Here is a 21,605-nt window from a genome sequence, read left to right as displayed (position 1 = left end):
GACAAACAATAGTGCTACAATCAAGGCGAGTTACTTCTTTTTAGGTTTTCAGTTATGGTAAAAATATAGATTTGTCAGGGAAATTGGGTTTAGATCAACTTCCTTCCAGAGCGGCTTTTATGTTACAATTATAAACATAGAAAGGGTAATCAACCACCGAAACAAACAGTAGCTCAAAGGCGACACACCTTGAAAACCGAAGTTATGCCGTTCTTCTCAGGAAGGCTTGAGAAGAAAAACTTTAACCATCAAGTACAAGAGGAACTAAGGATTTTAGGGGTTAACTGTACCGAAGGGCATTCGGGAACAGGGTTCTGAAATAGAGGAAACGTCTGAGGAGAGAGAGTCTCTGGTTTAAATACCGCAAGGCATTTAATTTAAGCGAACTCGTTGAATCAGAAATCCAGTCGCAGTAATGTTTGGAGAATGTACTCCGCTTTAGCCCAGTGGAGTATATCAATTAAAGAGTCTTTTCCTTCAACCTCAAAAGCGCTATGCTAATTTACATCTGTTCGTCAGTTGCTGGATCAGTGTATGGGTCAATCTAGGGGGTCTTAATCATCTAGGCTTGAGAGGTGATCTCAATCCCTTCAGTTTACAAAGAAGATGTACAGATTGATGGAGCAACCAGTCAGGTATACAAGCGATTGGATCACAATACACAGATATGGTCAACCTAATTAAGACAACCCAATCTGGACTGATTCTCATTGTTGATGATAATACCAACAATCTTAGGGTGCTATTCAACTTACTGAAAAAATCAGGGTTTAGGGTATTAGTGGCGACAGATGGCAAAAATGCCTTAGACAAGGTGAATCAAACCTATCCAGATTTAATCTTACTGGATGTGATGATGCCAGAATTAAGTGGTTTTGAGGTCTGTCGTCAGCTTCAAGCGAATCCCAACACCCAGGAGATACCAGTTATTTTTATGACTGCTCTATCCGAAAATGAAGATAAAGTGAAGGGATTAAAACTTGGTGCTGTGGACTACATTACCAAACCTTTCTATCAAGAAGAAGTCTTAAGCCGAATTCAATTACATCTTAAGTTGCGCTCTTTAACTCAAAACTTACGAGAAAAAAATAAGCAACTTCATAAAGAAGTCCAAGCCAGACTATTAGCTGAAACGAAATTAAAACATCTGAATGAAGATTTAGAAAACCGTGTATTAGAGCGTACTGAGCAACTCTCATCAGCCTTAGAGAAATTACAAGCCAGGGAAGAACAACTCAGTTATGAAGCTTCTCACGATCATCTAACGGGATTATATAACCGGTTATGGGTCACTCAATATTTATCGACATTGTTAGATGATGTTTCTAGTCATTCTCAGATCAACTATGGAATTTTTTTCCTAGATTTAGGGCATTTTAAGCGAGTTAACGATCATTTGGGACATCGCATTGGGGATCAAGTGTTGAAAGAGGTGGCAGAGCGATTGCTTGGATGTTGGCGGGGACAAGGACAGGTAGCACGCTTAGGGGGTGACAAGTTCTTATTAATACTAGAAATATGTGAAAATACGGACAAAGAGGCGATCGCTAATCGGATCTTAGAGCATTTGCAATTACCCATTACCATCGGCCACTATCCCATTTCCCTCCATGCTCGCATAGGAATTATTCCATCCATCCTTGGCTATCGACAAATGACCGACATTCTGCGCGATGCAGATATTGTCATGTCAGAAGCCAAACGAGCCGGGAAAAGCGGTTATTGCATCCTCAATCCCCATCTCCAATCTCGTGCCTTAGAACGCATTCAACTGGAAGCTGAATTACCGCTAGCCATCCAAAATCATCAATTTGAGTTACATTATCAACCGATTATTGCCCTCGATAATCATCAACTCGTCGGTTTTGAAGCCTTAATTCGTTGGCAACATCCTCAACGAGGACTCATTTCCCCCGGATACTTTATTGACTTAGCTGAAGAAACAGGATGTATTGAAGAATTAGGATTTATTGCGCTTACCTTAGCCTGTCAACAACTCCAACAGTGGCACAAACAATTTCCACAGACCCAAAATTTGGTCATTAATGTCAATCTCTCCCCCTTGCAATTACAAAACTTCCATCTTCTCACCACTATTATTACCATCTGTCGTCAACATGAGATTTTACCCCATCAACTCAAACTAGAAGTTACCGAAAGCGCCTTTTTAGAAAATGAAGGAATGCCCACAAAAATTTTACAAGAAATTCATCATCAAGGCATTAAAATTTGTATTGATGATTTCGGCATAGGATACTCATCCTTAAGTCGTCTCCATTCTTTTCCTGTAAACACGCTAAAAATTGATCGATGTTTTATTTCTCGTCTGGATAGTGCAGAAGGTTTGGCAATTATTCAAACCATCATTTCTTTAGCTCACCATCTTGGTATGGATCTGGTTGCCGAAGGCATCGAAACCGAAGAACAACTCAAAATCGTCAAAGACATAGGGTGCGAATGTGGCCAAGGATTTTTGTTTGCAAAACCTCTAAACTCTGAATCAGCCACTCAATTTATCGAAAATTATAGGATTAATTGACCTATGAACACTTCTTCTAGCGCTCAAAAAACCCTGCTGGTTGTTGATGACAATCCTACTAATATCAAAGTTTTATTTAACTTTCTTAAAGAAGAAGGATTTAAGGTATTGGTCGCCAAAGATGGCTTAAATGCCTTAGAAAAACTTGCTTCTATCCAGCCTGATTTAATTTTACTTGATATTATGATGCCTGGAATCGATGGCTTTGAAACTTGTCATCGCATCAAAAAAGACCCCAATCTTAATACCATTCCAATTATTTTTATGACCGCCCTGGCAGATGCAAATAATAAAGTCAAAGGACTCAGTTCTGGGGCCGTTGATTACATCACAAAGCCATTTCAACAAGAAGAAGTTTTAGCGAGAATCAATCTTCATTTGCAGTTACAATCTCTCACTCAAGAACTGGCCAGTGTAAATGCATCATTGGAACAAAAAGTGGAAGAGCGAACCGCAGAACTCAAAAAAGCTCAATCTCAATTAGTCTTGACAGAAAAAATGTCGTCTTTGGGTCAACTGGTAGCCGGCATTGTCCATGAAATCAATAATCCAGTCGGTTTTATTGCGGGCAATATTGCGGAAGCCAAAAGTTATGCCCAAGACTTAATTCAACTCATTCAACTATATCAAGAAAAATATCCTGAACCCGGTGATGAAATTCTTGATGAATTAGATGCAATTGAATTTGACTATTTACAGGAAGATTTTCCCAAATTACTTAAATCGATGGAAGAAGGAACCAATCGCATTACTTCTATTAGTCAGTCCATGCGTACCTTTTCCCGTGCCGATAGCGATCAAAAAGTCTCTTTTAACTGTCATGATGGAATTGATAGTACCCTTATGATTCTCAGGCATCGCCTGAAAGCGAAAGATTATCGACCCGAAATTAAAATTACTAAAAGCTATGGAGAGTTACCCTTTATTGCTTGCTATCCCGGCCAATTGAATCAAGTGTTTATGAATCTGTTAGCGAATGCGATTGATGCCCTAGAAGATTCTAATCAAGGGAAAACTTATGAGGAAATTCAAAATCAGCCGAATGAAATTCTGATTACTACAAGTTGTGATGCCAATAACCATCAAGTCACAATTGACATCCAAGATAATGGAGCCGGCATGAAACCCGAAATTCAACAGAAAGTCTTTGATTATTTGTTTACAACTAAAGGGATTAATAAAGGTACAGGACTAGGATTGGCAATTTCCCGGCAAATTATTGAAGATAAACATCAAGGAACCCTGAAATTTACCTCTCAACTCGGAGAAGGAACTACTTTTACGCTAGCACTGCCCGTGAAGAATTGATATAGATTCGCATTTCCTAGGCAAATGATTATTAACACTTAACGCTCTTCAGACAGATTTTTGTCCCAGTTGGGAACTTGCGGTCTAAGTCACTCGTCATGACTGTATGGTTTCTCCTTGGTGACCAGGTGGCGGGAAGGCTTTAGGCAATACCCGCCCTTTTTATGGCGCTACGCGCTGGTGATAGGTAATTGGTAATCGGTAACAAGTTAAGGTTGTAGGCGAGGGGCAAGCAAAAGGGACAAGGGAAAACCCGGTACAGAATCCATAAATTGTACAGAATCCATAAATTAGTGTGAGATAATTAGCTAGACTCTATCTCAAGGGGTGACAAGGCAGCTCAAAGGTCGCTATAGCAACTTTTTTCGATGGTATTTTGCTGAAAACATCAACTGAAAGGTCGCGATAAAACTCCGTTTCGCTTCGCGATCGCATCACGATAATATCAGGTTAGAGGATTACTTGCCCAAAAAACCGCTGATTTTTTTTTGCTAGCTTAAATTCTCAAAGTCAAGCTTAACCTTAGATTCAAACCTGTTGTCACTCTCTGAGTTCAGCTTACTCCATCCTTCTTTGCTGATCCCGAACTCAGGTTTTTTAGCTTATGCTATCAAAAATTGATGTTGTTATTCCTGTTGCTGCGAAAGATAGGGTAAAACTTCCGATATGTATAGAAGGAGTTTTAGCCCATTCCCTAACCCCAATCGATAGGATTTATATTATTGCCTGCCAAGAGAACTGCAAAAAAAACATTCTAGTCCATCACTCTATTCACTGGATTGATGAAGCAACTTATCCATTTAGTCTTGACGATATTAAAGAGCGTTTACAATATCAAAAAAGTCAATACAACAATAGTTCTTGGTACTATCAGCAGCTCTTGAAATTCTATGTCTTTGAAGTTATTCCTGACTTACAACCCCATACTTTAATTTTAGATTCTGACTTCTTTGTGAGTCAAGATTTGATGTTTTTAACTGATCGTAATCAGGCAATTTTTTCTTATGGATATCCTTTTCAGTGGTTACTCAACACCCAGAATTATCCAGAAGAATATCAACACAGTCATATTGATTTTGCCAAACGGTTGATTCCGGGTTGGCATCCAGTTAACCCATTTAGTGGTATGCACCATCATGTTTTACTGAACCGAGATATTGTCAAGAAACTCTTTTTTAGGGTTGAAAACACTCATCAAAAAGAATTTTGGCAAGTATTTATAGACAATGTAAAGTTTGAGAAGTGGAATGCGGCTTCTGAATATGTGATTTACTATCACTTTGCTATGAAATTTCATCCCGAACGAGTTATATCCAGACATTTAAAAAGCTGCGATTTTATTCACGATCACTCAGAAAATGATTTTACTCTTCGACTTGCCAAGGATGCTATCGAAAGCAGAGAATTTGCCACAGTGGGTTGTCACAGTTTCCTAGATTTAAAGGCACGATTAAAAACAATGGATTATATTCCAGATGACTTAAGGAGGCAAATGCTCTCATCAGAACATCTCGTTTTTAAATTAATCCTAAACGATAGTCGGCTGCACGTAGAAGCTGTCTAGGTTGAATCGCAAATCTGGTGCATCTTGTAAAATGTAAGTTTATCCTAGGGTAGGGCAGAACATTATCGATATTTCTAGCTTTTATGAAGATACATTGTCCATTCGATAAAAAATAGCATAACCATTTCTTAGAGAGGGATTATAAGTCATGGCAAAATAGCCTGGATCTGTTGTTAAACGATGATAGTTATTATGGTTTTTAAAAGTGTTGATGTCATCCAAAATAATGATCTTAGCACCGTAAACTTGTTTTAGCTCTATCTCGCCAGTAAATTCAGAGCCATCAATTAAAACCACATCAAAATGTTCGATTTTGTATTCTTGTTGGATTATAGAAATAATGTGGGGAGTAATATCGTTAACCTTAATGTAATTCCGATCTTGCTCTAACCATTCTAAGAGTATTTCAACTGAGGGCTGTTCCAAAGCTTGAGGATAATTCTCATAAAAAATGCTTACTCTATCGGGAGAAGGGAAATCCTCTGCTGCAACCGTAGACCCATGGTAACAGTGAACTTGTGGATAGTCTCTGTAGCGTTTGTCTAACTCAAAAAACAGATTGTCAACTGCTTCAATGCAAAATAGATGGGGCTTACAAGGATTTTCTAGCAGCCCCGTAACGAAGGCTTTCGTACTGCCTTGCCCCGTAAAAGATCCAATTTCCAGTAAAGTGTGAACAGGCTCATTGCGGGCGATATTTTCAATCGCATCGTAAAGGTCGTCATCTTTGATATCAGCGATCTCTTTTCCCTCTACTTCCATTCTTGCCAAGAGATTCAGTTGAGGCCGTTGAATTTGGTCGCGGGTTAATTGATTTTGGCTAGGCATGATCTCCCTTTCTCGTTGCGTTTTGACAAGGAGATTATACCCGATCGCCGAGTGCTAAAATGAAAGCCTTGTTCTAGCGCGAAGCCTTATATTATGCATCACTCATCCCTACTGTTCCTCAGTAATGGTCATGGGGAAGACCTCAATGGCAGTTTAATAGTCAAGGCTTTGCAAGAGTCTTATCCCCAGATGAAGGTTGGGGCAATGCCTTTCGTGGGTGCAGGGGGAGCCTATCGCGGTTTAGGTGTGCCCATTATTGGCCCGACGCGCACCCTTCCTTCTGGCGGAATATGGTATATGAATCCGCTTTATCTAATTAAAGACCTATTTTCAGGTTTGATTGGGTTAACCTGGCGGCAAATTCGGGCGCTGAAGCGCTATAGTCGGCAGTGTGACCTGTTAGTGGCGGTTGGGGATATTGTTCCCATTGGTTTAGCTCAGTTAACGGGTCGTCCTTATCTAGCGTTTGTGGTCTCGACCTCCAGTTACTATGAGGGTAAGGTTAAGTTACCATGGTTGACGGCGCAGTGTTTGCGATCGCCGCAATGCCAAAAAATTTATACCCGCGATGCCTTTACTGCCAGGGATTTACAGCAACAAGGATTCCCCAAAACCACATTTATTGGTTGTCCGTTTATGGACACTCTCACGCCAACCGGAAAACCCTTAAATCTACACCCCAATCAACCCATGATTGCCCTTTTCCCTGGCAGTCGTCTTCCCGAAGCCTTAGAAAACTTTACCCTACAATTGCGCTTGTGTGAAATACTCTCATCCCAGCAACCCCTACAATTTCAAGCGGCCTTAGTTCCCCATATTCACCAGACGCAATTACAAGCACTAGCAACTCAAGAAGGCTGGGACTATACACCCGGAAAACTTACCAAAAACCAGACCACAGTTCACTATCATTTCGATGCTTTCCCCGACATTCTCCATCAGTGTAATCTGGTGATTGGCATGGCAGGAACCGCCGTAGAACAAGCGGTCGGATTAGGTAAACCTATTGTCCAAATTGCCGGTAAAGGCCCCCAATTTACCTATCGATTTGCGGAAGCCCAAATGCGGCTTTTAGGGCCATCTATTACAACCGTGGGGACGGGGCCAGCGACTCCTGCTATTTTAGCAGAAGCAGCCGCAAAAATTCTGCATATTCTTAGGGATGAGTCTTATTTGCAAACTTGTCTTGAAAACGGTCAAAATCGAATCGGTCCTACAGGAGCCTCCCAGAGATTTTCAGAGGAAATTATGAGGATCATTAGGATGAAGGAGGGTCATTCATAATTGAGATTTGATTCTCTCTTCGAGCAGGGTCAGGGTTTCCCTCAACGCTAAAAAACTTGATCTTCGATTCCTTTCCACCACTCGCCAAGTTTCATTAAATCTTGGTGAATTTCGGTCAATTGTTGCATGTATTCTTCCGGTGCAAGTTCTTGGCGACGCTCTTGCAACTTTTTTAACCGCAACTGGAGCAGTAACCAGGGTTTTGAGATGCCATCGGTGGCTTCAATATAGTGAGCTAAAGATTGACTGTTCACGATCGCACACTCCTCAGTAAAAATAAACCTAACCTCTATTATGATCCCCTAACGCCAAACTTGCTGGGATTTACCCGCGATCAAGTCCCATAGGCGAATGGTTTGATCGGTGCTGCCCGTTGCTACAGTGCGATTATTTGGGTGAATAGAGAGTGCTGAAACGCCTCCAGTATGACCCCTTAAGGTATGCAGTAACTCACCGTTCACCAGGTTCCAAACCTTGACCTCTCCGGTACTTGACCCGGTAATCAGATATCGGGCATCTTGAGTAATAGCGAGCGATCGCACCTGAGAGCCATTTTTTTGTAGACGACGACTGGTGGGAATCTCTCGCTTTTCCTGTTCCACTAGTCGCAAATCCCACACCCGCACCTGACCATCCTCTCCTCCTGATGCTAACAATTTACCATCTCTGGTCAGTGCTAACCCGTATACTGCACCCCGATGAGCTGGAAAACTGGAGACTAATTCTAAGCGACTTAAATCCCACAAGTGAACCATACCATCGGCACTACCACAGGCTAACCAACGGCGATCGCCACTTAACGTTACCGTATAAATCGTTTGTCTGGGGCCGCCTAGGGTTTTCAACAATGCTCCTGTTTGCAGATCCCATAATTTGACGGTGCGATCGTCTCCTCCACTGACCAACAGTTGACTATCGGCACTAATAGCCATCCCATACACTCCTCCCTGATGGGCCGTGAGGGTCTCAATTAACCGTCCCGTAACTAAATTCCACAGCTTGATTTTGCCATCAAAACTACCACTGGCAATCACCGGTTGAATAGGACTGATGGCTAAAGACCAAACCGAAGTTTCATGACTCGAAACGGTATGTAGAGGAGAAGAATTATCCTGTTCAGTAACGGGCCAAATCTTCACACTTTGATCTAAACTGCCACTAATTAATAAATCTCCTGTCCCCGTAAATCCGAGAGCAGAAATCGTATCGTCATGGGGGGTAAAATTGTCGGGAAATAGGCGAGTATCGAGATTCCACAGATTGACTAAGCTATCGTCTCCCCCAGTAATTAAGGAGCGACGATCTGGGGTAAAGGCGATCGCGCTTACTCCCGTTTTATGACCCGAAAAGGTCTGCATTTGAGATCCAGTATCCATATTCCACAACTTCACCGTCCCATCATCACTACCACTGGCTAAAATATTCCCTGTGGGACTAAACTTGAGGGACAAAACCCCCATGCGATGACCGGTTAATAGGGTTTCCACTACTCCCCTAGGCACATTCCAAACGGCGATCGCCTCTTCAAAGCCACTACTAGCCAAAATCCTTCCATCTTCACTCAGAGCTAATGCTAAAACCCCACCTGTTGGAGACTCCAAAACCTGTTTTTCCTCACCCGTGTACAGATTCCAAAACCGAATGGTTGCATCCGCACTGCCACTAATTAACGTATGGCCATCAGGAGTAAATGTTAACGCTTGTACCCAATCTTCATGACCCTCTAAAATTCCGATCGCCTTTCCCGTTTCCAGATTCCATAAATGAATAGTCCGATCTAAGCCACCACTGGCTAAAATTCGTCCATCGGGACTCACCGCTAGGGCTAAAATACCATTGCGATGTCCCCTAAACGTGGTAATTTCTTGCCTAGTTTGAGTATTCCACACTTTAATGGTGCGGTCTAAACCTGCACTAACCATTAACTTACCCCGTGGACTCATGGCCAACGCTAACACCGCTTCCGTATGACCTCTGAGCAGTCCACTAGACCGGTTTTCCCACAAATCCCACAGATAAATTTGATTCTCTTCCCCAGCACTGGCAATGAGGCGACCATTGGCACTGACCGCAACGGCTTTCACTGCTCTGGTATGTTCTGATAATTGTTGAGTCGGTGGAATTCCTGGGGGAACACTACGCAGAGGCTGTACGGGTTGGGCAATAAGGCGACCCATCGCTTCGATGTCCGCTGGCTCAAACGCGATCGCCCCATCTGTACCTAATATTCTTCCTGAACCTTGCTCTAGCGCACAGATACCCACTATCCCTAAGATCTTAAATAAGATTAAATATTTCATAACTTGAATATGAATCCCCAAAATTCAGCTTAAAATGGAAAATGGGAACTTAAGGATTACTTTTGAAGTCATTCTATTATAATATATCACTTCAGGAGTCAATAGTCATGAATTATTTTGCCATCGTCATGCAGATGCTACGGGAGCGAAACTCATTCATGGAGGAAATTTACAAAGGCATTAAAATCAAATCTAAAATTACTGGCTTATTCATTTCTAGCTCCATATTTTTTGCTTTTTATGGATTGATCATGGGAGCCTATGGTCATTGGTATCAGTCCTTAGTTTCAGCCATCAAACTACCTGCTCTATATCTACTCACCTTAATTATTTGTTTCCCTACGCTCTATCTATTTAATGTCTTATTTGGCTCTAAATGTAATCCCGAACAGTACCTCTGTTTACTCATGAGTGCCATGGGATTGATTAGTATTTTACTTTGTGGCTTTGCTCCCATCACCGTTTTCTTCCTGTTAAGTATCCCCGACTACCACTTTTATCTGCTTCTCAACGTCCTCATTTTAGGAGTCACTGGATTTTTCGGTATTCAGTTCTTTTATGAAGGGATGAAACAATTGATGAAAGCCGATGACATTGGCTATAAAATTCGCCATAGAATCCTCTTAGGCTGGTTATTCTTATATGGTATTATTGGTAGTCAACTGGGTTGGACACTACGACCGTTCATGGGAACTCCAGGCAAAGCCTTTGAACTCTTCCGTCCCTTAGAAAGTAATTTCTATAGTGCAGTTTTTAGATCTTTTCTTGCCTTGTTTAACTGATTTTATTTATTTTGCGTCAGAATATTTATGAATTCAGACTTAGAAGACCTGCGAATATCCGATGAAACCCTGCAAAACATTAGTGGAATTTCCATCCATGATAGTTTTCTTGGAGAATACTATCGAGTTTGGGCGAAAGTCAGTCATCAGGAATCCAACGATGAAAAACGAAATGCGGCTCTGTTGAGATTTTCAGGACTCGAGTTAGGCTTATTTTTCCTAACTTTGGTGATTGCTTCCGGTACTACTTTACTGACCATCAAAAACTCCTGGAATAGCACTAATCCCAATTACTGGATACCCATCGTCTCCAGTTTGGGGTTATCTGCTTTTTTGTTTCTGATTATCAATCTCTACGTTTATTTGAATTCCAAACCTTTAATCTACTTACTTACTCTTTTAAATGAATTGGATAACTATGAACGCATAGTCACCATATTTTACCGTATAGATCAATTAATTACAGATGGGTACATGGAGCAAGATAGTGGGAATCGTCATCAAATGGTTGAAGCGCTAAGAATTACTAAAGATAGCTTTATCCATGCCCTAAAAGCAGAACGATTAGTGCGCGAGTATCACCAAGTCAAATTACCCGATGATTTATTCGATCAATTGGATCGTAATTTGTCTGATTTAATTGATTTTGATATCCAAGGTCAAGAAAGTCATTATGGGCGCTTAATTAATGAAACCTTAGAAATTGGCATTAGTGTCCATCGGGAACTTAGAAAACTACAACAGGTCAGTGAAAGCTATTATAGCGCTTCGCGTTAGGGAAGAGGTTGTGGTACATGGGCGCATAAAAATTAGACTCTACTCGAGAATAGAATAAACGGCTGTCACTCTTTGACTAGGCAGTGATAAAGGGAAGTGATAAACTGGTCAACAAGGGTTATATAGCACTTCGCGCTAGGGAATAGAGAATAGGCTTGCTTTGCAATAGCTTGTATGGCTTAGGTTCCAAAACTTTAAGCTGTTGCCTATTGCTGAGTAAAAAGTGCTATATAGAGAAATGGTATGACCAGATTGTCTAGATTTTTCGATTTCCATTACTTCTATGAAACTTAACTTACTTTTAGTAACCAGCATGTTATTTTTCATAGGGGGATCGCAGGGCGTACAGTTACGACCAATCGATCCAACTGTTCTCTCCGGAAATTTACACATTCGTCTCAAACATGGAGTCTGGAAACTCTGGGAAGAAAAACCAGTTTATCAAGATATTACTTTAGATTTAACGTGCGATAGAGGCGAGTGTCAACCAGAGGTGTGGGGATATTCTCCTCGGTTTAATAAAGAAGTAGACCATCAGGGTGTAGTCCAAGATCTGTCTGTTGATTCGGTGTGGCGATTACACTTGAAACTTCAGGTTAAGTCTCATCCTTGGAGATCTGAAATGAATACGGCAGAGTATGAAATCCAATTATTTCCCCACGAAGGGAAACTGGTGGGAAGCTATACAGGAAAATTTAAGGATAAATTGCTGTTGGGATCAGTACAGGGAACATTAACCTCTCAATGGCCAAATCCTATCCCTAGTTACCAACCCATTACTCCCCAAGAACACCCCCGGTTAGTGTTTTCTAGAGACCAACTACCCCAATTACGTCAAAAAGCGAAAACTCCCTATGGTGAAGCTATCCTTACCCAACTCAATCGGGTGCTTCAAGGAACGATTTACTATGAGGGTTATGGCCCCAATAGTGGATACCATGGGGCAGGTCATTGTTTCTTATCCATATTGAATGAAAATCAAGAAAGTGCTATTCAAGGATGGGAATTGGTTCAGAAGACGATGGAGAACCCTCCACCTCGGCTACTCGAACGCTCCAATGCAGTCACAGGTATTGCTTTAGCCTATGATTTATGTTACTCGAGTTGGACACAAGAACAGCGTCAGCAAGTAACCCATTGGTTAGCGATGCAGATTGTTCATTTGGTGAATGGAGATTCACCGAGTAAGGGATGGAATAGCAATGCTGCGAGTAATTGGAATGCTAGAGCGCGTTCGGCAGCGCTGTTGGCCGCTTTAGCAATTTGGCAAGAACCCCAGGAATTTTTTCCCAATAATCAGTTTTATCAGGATTCTGAAGATTTATGGTATTGGTTAAAGGTTGCCGAGCGAAATATCGAGCGCTATATACAATTTGCTCTGGGAGATCGCACTTTTGGTACAGAAGGAGATTTGTATACTCGTGAATCGTTGTATCAGCTCTTGCCAGCCCTGCAAGCCTATGAGAGAGTTTTGGGTAAAGATTGGGTCAGTGAAGGAAAGATGAAATGGATTTTACCTCATTATCTAATGCGGATGGTTAATCAGGACAATGGGGTTAAAGTTCCGACATATGGCCGACACCGATTAGGGCCAGATGGGTCATTGTTTACTTTGGGTTTTCCGGTGACTTCCGATCGCTTCCTTCCGGCGCTGGTCTGGTTTTTTGATCGTCATTGGGGGTTGGAGGGCGATCGCACTTTTGGCATTCATGAGCATACTCCCCATGATGCGATTTATGCCTTAGTGGGATATCCAGATGATGTGGCAGAGCAGAACCCTGTAGAGATTTTTGACCGAGTGTTTGTGGATGAGCAAAAGCAGTTTTATGTGTTTCGGAATCAATGGCAAGATAAAAATGATTTTATTACCAGTATTTATTTAAAAGGTGAATCGAGAAACACGGGGTCTTGGTCATTTCCAGATGCCGGGAGTTTTCGGATTTGGGGATTAGGAGAACAATGGGCGATCGCCGGCCCTAGTGAAGGACGAAGAGAAGATGAAAATGTGGTAGTTGTGCCCAATGTTAAGGGAAATCATGGCTCGAAACTCCTCTTTTTTGAGTCCGATCGCAGTGGATCGGGGATAGTGACTTTGGGCTATAAAAACTGGCTTAGGTCTTTTGCGGTTGATTATACGGGGCGATCGGGTGTCCCTGGATTATTTGCAGTGGTAGACCGGTTTGAACAGAGTTTAGTCCCGACGCTCTGGGTGATGCATACCGCAGGAAAGGTAACCCTAGAAAGCCAGGGATTTACGATTACATCCGATTCGGGAGCCACTCTAAACGGTCGGTTTATTCTGCCGGAAGCGGTGAAGTTAACCTATGAAACCACGGAAACGGGGGGTAAAATTAAAGCATCGGGGTATAACCAGTTTTTTGTCGTGATGACGGTGCAGAAGGGGAATGCACCACCAATTAAAGTTGAGGGACGTGGCTTAAATTCAGTCGTGCGAGTGGGTGAGCAAAGGGTTCAATTTCAGGGCGATCGCCTCCAACTTCACTCTCATCCCTAAGAGGGTATTTATAAAGTCAGGAAATCCTGTTATGTCGAAACGTTATCCGGATACTCTAATCTCTAACATCTTGTTATAGTTTAAGCAAATTGTCTAACGCCCGTTTGTCTTTGACCATGCTCTCTGAAATCCAAGACCTCACTGCTCGCATCGCCCCCCGACTGATTGAAATTCGTCGCCATATCCATGCTCATCCTGAACTGAGCGGCCAAGAACGGCAAACCGCTGCCTACGTTGCGGGGGTACTATCTTCGGCTGGATTGCATGTTAAAGAGGATGTGGGCAAAACGGGAGTGATTGGTGAATTGCCAGGGGTAGAAACGGGGGCTAGATGTTTAGCCATTCGTACTGACATGGATGCGCTGCCGATTAATGAATGTACGAATTTAGAATTTGCCTCTCGCCAAACTGGGGTTATGCACGCCTGTGGCCATGATGTGCATACTACGTTAGGGTTAGGCACAGCTATGGTTTTATCTGAGTTGGGCCTATCCCTACCCGGTACGGTACGGTTTATTTTTCAACCAGCGGAAGAAGTCGCCCAAGGAGCGGGCTGGATGGTCGAGGGAGGGGCAATGGAAGATGTGGAGGCCATTTTAGGGGTTCATGTCTATCCAACCATTCCTGCTGGCTCAGTTGGCGTGCGCTATGGCGCACTGACGGCGGCGGCTGATGAGCTGGAATTGGTAATTATGGGGGAATCGGGCCATGGGGCTAGGCCCCATGAGGCTAAAGACGCAATTTGGATTGCGGCTCAGATTATTACTAGCTTGCAACAGGCTATTAGTCGCACTCAAAATCCCTTGCGTCCGGTGGTATTGTCGTTTGGCCAAATTAGTGGGGGTCGGGCCCATAATGTGATTGCCGATCAGGTGCAGTTAACGGGAACAGTGCGATCGCTCCATCCAGAAACCAGCGCCCAGTTACCCCAGTGGATTGAAGGGATTGTTAAGAGTGTTTGCGAGTGTTATGGTGCGACCTATGAGTTTCGCTATCGTCGCCTGGTTCCTTCGGTACAAAATGATGGAAACGTGACTCAATTAATCGAAACGGCTGCGAAAGAAGCGTTGGGGGGCGATCGCGTCATTAATCTGCTTGAACCGTCTCTCGGTGCTGAAGATTTCTCCCTCTATTTAGATCATGCTCCTGGTAGTATGTTCCGTTTGGGAGTTGGCCATGCTCATAAGACCAATTATCCCCTTCATCATCCTAAATTTGAAGTCGATGAAAGCGCTATTGCTGTTGGTGTGGTTACCTTAGCTTATGCCGCAGCCCTTTATTGGCAAAAGTAGGGGATAAGGGATAGGGAATAGGGAATAGGGAATGGGGAATGGGGAATAGGGAATCATTGAGGAAAATCCGTAAAGCACTTTGCTACACCTTTGATATCGAACCAGCAATCAACAGCGCGCAGCCCTATAAATTTAAAAATTAAGACGTAGCCAACTTGTCCCTACTGCCTATTGCCTATTGCCTAGCGCGAAGCGCTGCGCTATCTCTATTGAGCCAACTTTTCACGAATAGCTTGTTGTAGATACAAGAAATCCTCAAGGGAATAATTCCCTTCGAGTTTATCGGTCTCGTCTAGTTCAAGAAGCGCCATCAAATCTCGGCAACGCTCCAGGAATGAAAATTCTTCGGCGGAGGAATTAAATTCGGGAGAAGTTGAGGAAGACGTAAGCATGATTGGAGATACTGCTATTTTTTAGAAGCTCTCTATATAGGCTAGGGCAATTTAAGGATTTATATTGTAAACCTTCCATGAAGATTGTTCGATACACTGGGAATAGAGTTCTGTAGAATTACTGAATTAGCGAGAAGCTGATTACGGGATTTTACGGAAGCTCGAAATTGAACTGTCTTAGACCCTTTTTGAGCCAGTGATAGAAGTCAGTGGAGTCTCCCAAAAGGATGAGTATCATGATCAATAGTCCTTGGGCCGATCAATAATGTCCACCAAACAACCGATTTCTCTTTCCTTAAAAGGTAATTCAACCTTGTCATTGCGCTTCCTGTTGGTGGTTCCCTTTGTATTGGAATTATGTTTAGTGGTGGGATTGATTGGCTATCTGTCGTTTCACAATGGTCAACAATCGGTCAATCAGTTGGCGACTCGTTTGAGTTGGGAAGTCACCTATCGCATTCAAGAACATCTGAAACGGTTTGCCGATACGCCCCATTTATTTCTGAAGATGAATGAAGCGGCGATCGCCACTGAACACTTTGACCCCGACAACTTCGATCTGGCTCTACCCTACTTTTGGCAACAAGTGCAAATCCATCCCTGGGTGCGATCGCTCTACTATAGCAACACCCAAGGCGACTTTATCATGGTCAACCGCGACCCCGCCCCCCGCGTTTATCGCCTTGATCGCAATAGTGCCCCATTCCGCAACATCTATCCCTTAGACGAGCAAGGAAATCCCACCGATGACCTTATCCGCAGCACCCAATACGATCCGCGTACCCGTCCCTGGTACCGAGCCGCAGTCCAAGCGAAAACCGCCACTTGGTCACCCATTTACCTCTTTGCTGCTTCCGAGGATTTAGGAATTACCCCCGTTTTACCCCTCTATGACAACCAAGGAAATCTCCAAGGAGTCCTAGGTGTAGACTATACTCTCACCCAAATTAGTGACTTTTTAGCCAGTTTAGAGATTAGCGCCACTGGAGAAGCCTTTATTATGGAACGCTCCGGTAAACTGGTGGCTAGTTCTGCCCCGGAATTGCCCTTTATTGACACTCCAGAAGGTCGTCAACGAATTAAAGCTTCTCAAAGTCAAAATCCTTTAATTCAGAACGCTGCCAGCCATATCACCGCCTTAGCTTCCCTCCAAGATCATCAAGACCTGATGATGACTTGGCAACGAAAACGCTATTTTCTTGATGTGACTACCGTCGGCCATAATCTAGACTCCTCAGAAGAGTATTTAAAGGGGCTTGATTGGGTCGTTGTGGTGATTATTCCCGAAGCCGATTTTATGGCTCAGATTCATGCCAATACCCGGACAACGATCGCCCTCTGTGCAATAGCCTTAATCGGTGCTTTAGGATTGGGTTTACTCATCTGTCGCTGGCTTTCTCGTCCCATTTCCCAACTCAGCGACGGGGTAAAGGCAATTGCCAAAGGAGAAATTGCTCCCAAAATCTATGGGGGACGGATTGAGGAATTAAATCTACTTGCCCAAGGATTTAATCAGATGGTCTATCAACTCAATATCTCCTTCCAAGCTTGGGAAGAAATGAATCAAAACTTAGAAACTCAGGTTCATGAACGCACCCAAGCCTTAAAAGAAGCCCAAGAGCATTTTCAAACCGCCTTTCGCTTAAGTCCCCATCCGCTTTTTATTAGTGCGATCGCCGATGGTCGCTTATTAGAAGTTAATGATAGCTTTTGTGAAATCTTGGGATATTCCCCAGAAACCCTCATTCACCATCAAGAAACCGAACTTCAATTCTGGGTTAATCCTCAAGAACACCAGCGCTTAGTCGAAGCTGTAGAAAACGAAGGAACCTTACGCCATCAACAAGTCGAACTACAAAGCGCCTCTGGAGAGATCAAAACCCTCTTATTATCTGCTGAAAAAATTCAATGGAATCGGCATCCTTGTCTGCTCTATGCTGCCTATGATATTAGCGATCGCCACAAAGCATGGTTAGCCCTACAGCATAGTGAAGCCGCTCTGCGCGAACAACAACACTATTTACGCCTGATTTTAGATAATATTCCCCAACAAGTCTTTTGGAAAGATACCGATTGCGTCTTTTTAGGCTGTAATTCCAATTGGTCAGAAGCCGCCGGATTAGAGAGTCCAGAAATCGTCATCGGCAAAACAGACTATGACCTATTACCGCGTCATTTGGCCGATCAATTTCGAGCCAAAGACCAGGAAATTATGGCAACCGATACCCCTCAATTGCACATGATTGCCAAAAAAGTTAAACCCGGAAAAGATGGTGAACCCATTTGGCTTGACATTAGTAAGATTCCCATTCATGATGCCAATCAGAAAGTCATTGGCTTATTAGGCGTAATTGATGATATTACCTTACGCAAAAATGCAGAAGATGCGCTCCGACTTGAACAAGCTAAATCAGAGAAATTACTCTTAAATATTTTACCTCAACCGATCGCCGACAAACTCAAACAGAACGACCTGAGCGATCGCCAAGTTGGGGTCGTCATTGCCGAACAATTTCAGTCCGTCACCATCTTATTTGCCGATCTCGTCGGATTTACTCCCCTATCGAGCAATCTACAGGCTCATGAATTGGTTGAATTACTCAATCGCATCTTTTCTCAATTTGACCATCTTTGTGAAAAATATAATTTAGAGAAAATTAAAACCATTGGTGATGCCTATATGGTGGCGGGAGGACTCCCCCTACCTCGTCGAGATCATGCCGAGGCGATCGCCAATATGGCCCTAGAGATGCAAAATATTATCCGTCAGTTTCAAACCCCCTTTAATCAACCCTTCCAAATTCGTATTGGTATTAATACTGGCCCCGTTGTTGCTGGAGTAATTGGGACGCGCAAATTCATTTACGATCTCTGGGGAGATGCGGTTAATGTCGCTTCTCGGATGGAGTCCCAAGGGAAACCGGGCCAGATTCAGGTTACCCATCAAACTTATGAATTGTTAAGAAATAACTATCATTTTCACGAACGGGGTAAAATAGACGTTAAGGGTAAAGGAGAAATGTTTACCTATTGGCTCTTAGGTCAATAAACTCAGATCTCAATCCCTTTCCCCTCAATCTCAATCGATCCCTTGTGGGTTTCCCGAAAATTTTTTTTAAGATAACTTAAAAAAAAGTTCTATTTTTAAATGGTTGACCAACCTATATGGCTGTTTTAAATCATCAAAATAGCTGGAATCTGAGTGCCAAGATCCCCTTGAAATTATTGCTGATTATCCCGTTTGTTCTCCAGATCGTGATAGCAGTTGGTTTAACCGGATGGTTTTCTGTCCGCTATGGAAAAAAAGCAGTCAATGAAGTGGCGACGCAATTGCGCTATGAAGTTAGTCAACGGATCGATCAAAAACTCTCGGAATACCTGAGTATTCCCCATCAAGTTAATCAGGTCACTCTAGATACTTTGGAATTAGGATATTTGCAAATAGAAGATTTTCCCAAATTGCAAAACCATTTTATTAAACAAATAAAACGCTTCGATCGCATTGACTCCGTATTCTTTGGCAGTGAGACAAACGAGTTTATCGGTATTGCCCATGGACGCGACGATCGACTGCAACTGATGAGAGCAGGTAAAGCAACGGGAGGCAGCATTCAATTTCATTGGCTCAATGAGCACAATCGTCCGATTGAACTCATTAACGAAGCCCCCAATTTTCCGATCCGCGATCGCCCCTGGTATAAAGTTGCCGTCGAAAGCGAACAAGAAGTTTGGGGACCCATCTTTACTTACCATGCCTATCCTCGTATGGCTATCCCTGCCAGTGTCGCCATTCGTGACGAAGCCGGGAACTTGATTGGAGTCTTAGGCAATAACTTTTTTCTCACCCAAATTAGTGAATTTCTGGCTACCCTCAAAATCGGGAAATCGGGGCAAACCTTTATTTTGGAGCGCTCCGGGAACTTAGTCGCCAGTTCCAGCTTGCCTCAACCCTTTGTTATTGAAAACGGAGTTGCCCAACGCATTCATGCCAGCGAAAGCCAAGATCCAATCATTCAAGCAACCACTTCTCACTTATTAAAATCTCTAGGATCGCTCGATCAAATTCAAAACATCCAACACCTCGACTTTTATCTCCAGAAAGAACATCACTTCGTACAAGTGATGCCCTATCAAGATCGCTATGGTCTCGATTGGTTAATCGTGGTGGTGGTTTCTGAAGCCGACTTTATGGAAGCGATAGAAACGAATGCCCGCAATACCATAGTCTTATGTGTCATTTCTCTGATCGTAGCCATTGGTATGGGTATTATCACTGCCCATTGGATTACCCGCCCCATTTTAAGCCTAGCCGCAGCCAGTGAGGCAATAACGCTCCGCACTACTGACGCAAACCCCCCAGGAAAACTGAACTCCATTGGAGTATCCGCCATTAAAATGGCAGGGATTCGAGAACTAGAATGGCTCTCCCACTCCTTTAACCAAATGGCTCGACAACTCCAAGATTCCTTCAATAGTCTAGAAGACCGAGTAAAAGAGCGCACCTTAGAACTGGAAAACGCCAAACAAGCAGCCGAAGAAGCCAATCAAGCCAAAAGTCAATTCCTAGCTAACATGAGTCATGAACTCAGAACTCCCCTCAATGCTATTCTTGGCTTTACCCAACTGATGTTGCGTCATTGTGGGCAAAACTCCCAACAACGCGAACATCTCAACATCATTCATCGAGCTAGCGAATACCTCCTCGGACTGATTAACGAAGTCCTGGAAATGTCTAAAATAGAAGCCGGTCATCTACATCTGAATAGCAATACCTTTGACCTCAAACATCTGCTCGAAACTGTACAAGAATTATTTGCCTTCAAAGCCCAAGTTAAAGGCATTACCCTAGAAGTCAACCTCGATCGAGATCTGCCTGCCTATATCCGCACCGATGAAGGTAAGCTACGCCAAGTCCTGGTTAATCTCCTGAGCAATGCCCTTAAATTCACTTTTGAAGGGAGGGTAGTTTTACGAGTCAGTCGGGGAACTTCTCCCCATCACCTCCACTTTGAAGTTGAAGATACCGGTATCGGCATTGAGCCAGAAGAACTCTCTAGCCTCTTTATCCCGTTTATCCAAAGCCGTTCTGGACAGATTTCCCAACAGGGGACTGGATTGGGTCTAAGTGTGACCCACAAATTTATAGAATTGATGGGGGGAGAGATTCGGGCGATCAGTCGTGGATATCAATTTACTCCGACTTCCTCGGATACCATGACCAAAGACCTCACTTCTGAACGGGTTGCTGTGGCTTACTCTCCCCTGGGCAGCCGATTTGAATTTGAGATTACCATAGAATTAGCAGAGAGTCTCAGTCTTCAGTCTGCCCACAATCAGAGGGTGATCGGTTTAGTTCCAGGTCAACCAACCTATCGTATTTTAGTGGTTGACGATCGCTGGAGCAATCGGCAACTTTTGCTGCAACTCCTGGGACCCTTGGGATTTGAGGTGCAAGAAGCCGAAAATGGTCAACAGGCTATTGAAGTGTGGGAAGACTGGCAACCGCATTTAATTTGGATGGATATGCGAATGCCAGTCATGGATGGTTATACTGCTACTGAGTACATTAAACAACATCTTCACGGCCAAGCCACGGTCATTATTGCCTTGACTGCGAGCGTATTCGAGGAAGAAAAAGTTTTAGTTCTCTCTTCTGGATGTGATGATTTTGTGCGTAAACCTTTCCGAGAGTCAGCGATCTTGGAGAAAATGAAGTACTATCTTGGGATTGATTATGTCTATGAGATTCTTGAAGATTTAAGCCATAGTTCTGGAGATCTAGGAGAAATTTATCCTTTCCAGTTAGCCATGATGCCCCGTGAATGGCTTGAACAATTAGAGTATTTTGCCACAGGAGCCGATGGTGAGCAAATTGTACAGCTTCTTGAGCATCTGTCGGAAGAACAGGTTCAGTTACGTCAGACAATCGCCACTTGGGTCAATCGGTTTCAGTTTGAAGACCTGGTAGCAGTCTCTCAAGAAGCCTTGAGGCTCAATAATCAAGTATCGAGAACTTAGGTAGGG

Annotated in this window: 14 protein-coding genes and 1 pseudogene; 11 read left to right on the top strand and 4 right to left on the bottom strand. The window is 43.1% G+C overall.

Annotated elements, in window-relative coordinates; all coding sequences use genetic code 11:
- The first annotated feature begins 667 nt into the window (after positions 1–667).
- The 3 genes from PN466_RS22825 (at position 668) to PN466_RS22815 (ending at position 5,411) form a co-directional block, all read left to right on the top strand.
- A complete protein-coding gene (locus tag PN466_RS22825; RefSeq protein ID WP_271944320.1) occupies positions 668–2,539 on the top strand; it encodes a two-component system response regulator in 1,872 nt (623 codons plus the stop codon).
- Between the two features lie 3 nt (positions 2,540–2,542).
- Positions 2,543–3,847 carry a hybrid sensor histidine kinase/response regulator gene (locus tag PN466_RS22820; RefSeq protein ID WP_271944318.1) on the top strand — a complete coding sequence of 435 codons (1,305 nt, stop codon included), beginning with the start codon at positions 2,543–2,545 and terminating at the stop codon, positions 3,845–3,847.
- Between the two features lie 604 nt (positions 3,848–4,451).
- The gene (locus tag PN466_RS22815; protein WP_271944316.1) at positions 4,452–5,411 is read left to right on the top strand and encodes a DUF6492 family protein; all 960 of its coding nucleotides are present in this window, start codon (positions 4,452–4,454) and stop codon (positions 5,409–5,411) included.
- A gap of 81 nt (positions 5,412–5,492) precedes the next feature.
- On the opposite strand, the gene PN466_RS22810 is transcribed toward PN466_RS22815, so the two are convergent.
- Positions 5,493–6,239, bottom strand: a complete 747-nt coding sequence (locus tag PN466_RS22810) for a hypothetical protein (RefSeq protein ID WP_271944314.1) — start codon at positions 6,237–6,239, stop codon at positions 5,493–5,495.
- Between the two features lie 93 nt (positions 6,240–6,332).
- Between PN466_RS22810 and PN466_RS22805 the strand changes: the two genes are divergently transcribed.
- Positions 6,333–7,523, top strand: a complete 1,191-nt coding sequence (locus PN466_RS22805; RefSeq protein ID WP_271944312.1) for a lipid-A-disaccharide synthase-related protein — start codon at positions 6,333–6,335, stop codon at positions 7,521–7,523.
- Between the two features lie 47 nt (positions 7,524–7,570).
- Here PN466_RS22805 and PN466_RS22800 read toward each other — a convergent pair whose 3' ends face one another.
- Both PN466_RS22800 and PN466_RS22795 read right to left on the bottom strand, forming a co-directional pair.
- Entirely contained in the window at positions 7,571–7,777 is a 207-nt protein-coding gene (locus tag PN466_RS22800) for a hypothetical protein (RefSeq protein WP_271944310.1), read from the bottom strand.
- Between the two features lie 48 nt (positions 7,778–7,825).
- Positions 7,826–9,823, bottom strand: a complete 1,998-nt coding sequence (locus PN466_RS22795) for a WD40 repeat domain-containing protein (RefSeq protein WP_271944309.1) — start codon at positions 9,821–9,823, stop codon at positions 7,826–7,828.
- A 107-nt stretch (positions 9,824–9,930) separates the two neighbouring features.
- Between PN466_RS22795 and PN466_RS22790 the strand changes: the two genes are divergently transcribed.
- The 4 genes from PN466_RS22790 to PN466_RS22775 all read left to right on the top strand — a co-directional run bounded on the left by PN466_RS22790 (position 9,931) and on the right by PN466_RS22775 (position 15,189).
- Positions 9,931–10,605 (top strand): actin-binding WH2 domain-containing protein, encoded by a 675-nt coding sequence (locus tag PN466_RS22790; RefSeq protein ID WP_271944307.1) that lies wholly within the window; start codon positions 9,931–9,933, stop codon positions 10,603–10,605.
- Between the two features lie 27 nt (positions 10,606–10,632).
- Entirely contained in the window at positions 10,633–11,382 is a 750-nt protein-coding gene (locus tag PN466_RS22785) for a hypothetical protein (protein WP_271944305.1), read from the top strand.
- A 313-nt stretch (positions 11,383–11,695) separates the two neighbouring features.
- The gene (locus PN466_RS22780) at positions 11,696–13,897 is read left to right on the top strand and encodes a hypothetical protein (protein WP_271944303.1); all 2,202 of its coding nucleotides are present in this window, start codon (positions 11,696–11,698) and stop codon (positions 13,895–13,897) included.
- 116 nt (positions 13,898–14,013) lie between these two features.
- Positions 14,014–15,189 (top strand): M20 family metallopeptidase, encoded by a 1,176-nt coding sequence (locus PN466_RS22775; protein ID WP_271944337.1) that lies wholly within the window; start codon positions 14,014–14,016, stop codon positions 15,187–15,189.
- Between the two features lie 206 nt (positions 15,190–15,395).
- On the opposite strand, the gene PN466_RS22770 is transcribed toward PN466_RS22775, so the two are convergent.
- Positions 15,396–15,581 carry a hypothetical protein gene (locus PN466_RS22770; protein WP_271944301.1) on the bottom strand — a complete coding sequence of 62 codons (186 nt, stop codon included), beginning with the start codon at positions 15,579–15,581 and terminating at the stop codon, positions 15,396–15,398.
- Positions 15,582–15,846: 265 nt separating this feature from the next.
- On the opposite strand from PN466_RS22770, the pseudogene PN466_RS26670 reads away from it, so the two are divergent.
- From PN466_RS26670 to PN466_RS22760, 3 genes and pseudogenes are all read left to right on the top strand, one after another.
- Positions 15,847–17,538, top strand: a pseudogene (locus PN466_RS26670) (cache domain-containing protein); the annotation flags it as partial.
- Entirely contained in the window at positions 17,530–18,630 is a 1,101-nt protein-coding gene (locus tag PN466_RS26665; RefSeq protein ID WP_449314331.1) for an adenylate/guanylate cyclase domain-containing protein, read from the top strand. The pseudogene PN466_RS26670 and the gene PN466_RS26665, both read left to right, overlap by 9 nt.
- 116 nt (positions 18,631–18,746) lie before the next feature.
- The gene (locus PN466_RS22760) at positions 18,747–21,599 is read left to right on the top strand and encodes an ATP-binding protein (protein ID WP_271944298.1); all 2,853 of its coding nucleotides are present in this window, start codon (positions 18,747–18,749) and stop codon (positions 21,597–21,599) included.
- Positions 21,600–21,605: the final 6 nt, after the last annotated feature.

Origin of the sequence: Roseofilum reptotaenium CS-1145, assembly GCF_028330985.1 — a bacterium.
Lineage (GTDB): Bacteria > Cyanobacteriota > Cyanobacteriia > Cyanobacteriales > Desertifilaceae > Roseofilum > Roseofilum reptotaenium.
The sequence above is the reverse complement of the archived record's forward strand: the minus strand, read 5'-3'. Positions and strand labels throughout refer to the sequence as shown.

Coding starts and splice junctions, on each gene's coding strand:
- PN466_RS22805 (WP_271944312.1), top strand. CDS start 6,333: ATGCATCACTCATCCCTACTGTTCCTCAGTAATGGTCATGGGGAAGAC.
- PN466_RS22760 (WP_271944298.1), top strand. CDS start 18,747: ATGGCTGTTTTAAATCATCAAAATAGCTGGAATCTGAGTGCCAAGATC.
- PN466_RS22790 (WP_271944307.1), top strand. CDS start 9,931: ATGAATTATTTTGCCATCGTCATGCAGATGCTACGGGAGCGAAACTCA.
- PN466_RS22820 (WP_271944318.1), top strand. CDS start 2,543: ATGAACACTTCTTCTAGCGCTCAAAAAACCCTGCTGGTTGTTGATGAC.
- PN466_RS22815 (WP_271944316.1), top strand. CDS start 4,452: ATGCTATCAAAAATTGATGTTGTTATTCCTGTTGCTGCGAAAGATAGG.
- PN466_RS22770 (WP_271944301.1), bottom strand. CDS start 15,581: ATGCTTACGTCTTCCTCAACTTCTCCCGAATTTAATTCCTCCGCCGAA.
- PN466_RS22825 (WP_271944320.1), top strand. CDS start 668: ATGGTCAACCTAATTAAGACAACCCAATCTGGACTGATTCTCATTGTT.
- PN466_RS22785 (WP_271944305.1), top strand. CDS start 10,633: ATGAATTCAGACTTAGAAGACCTGCGAATATCCGATGAAACCCTGCAA.
- PN466_RS22780 (WP_271944303.1), top strand. CDS start 11,696: ATGTTATTTTTCATAGGGGGATCGCAGGGCGTACAGTTACGACCAATC.
- PN466_RS22795 (WP_271944309.1), bottom strand. CDS start 9,823: ATGAAATATTTAATCTTATTTAAGATCTTAGGGATAGTGGGTATCTGT.
- PN466_RS22775 (WP_271944337.1), top strand. CDS start 14,014: ATGCTCTCTGAAATCCAAGACCTCACTGCTCGCATCGCCCCCCGACTG.
- PN466_RS22810 (WP_271944314.1), bottom strand. CDS start 6,239: ATGCCTAGCCAAAATCAATTAACCCGCGACCAAATTCAACGGCCTCAA.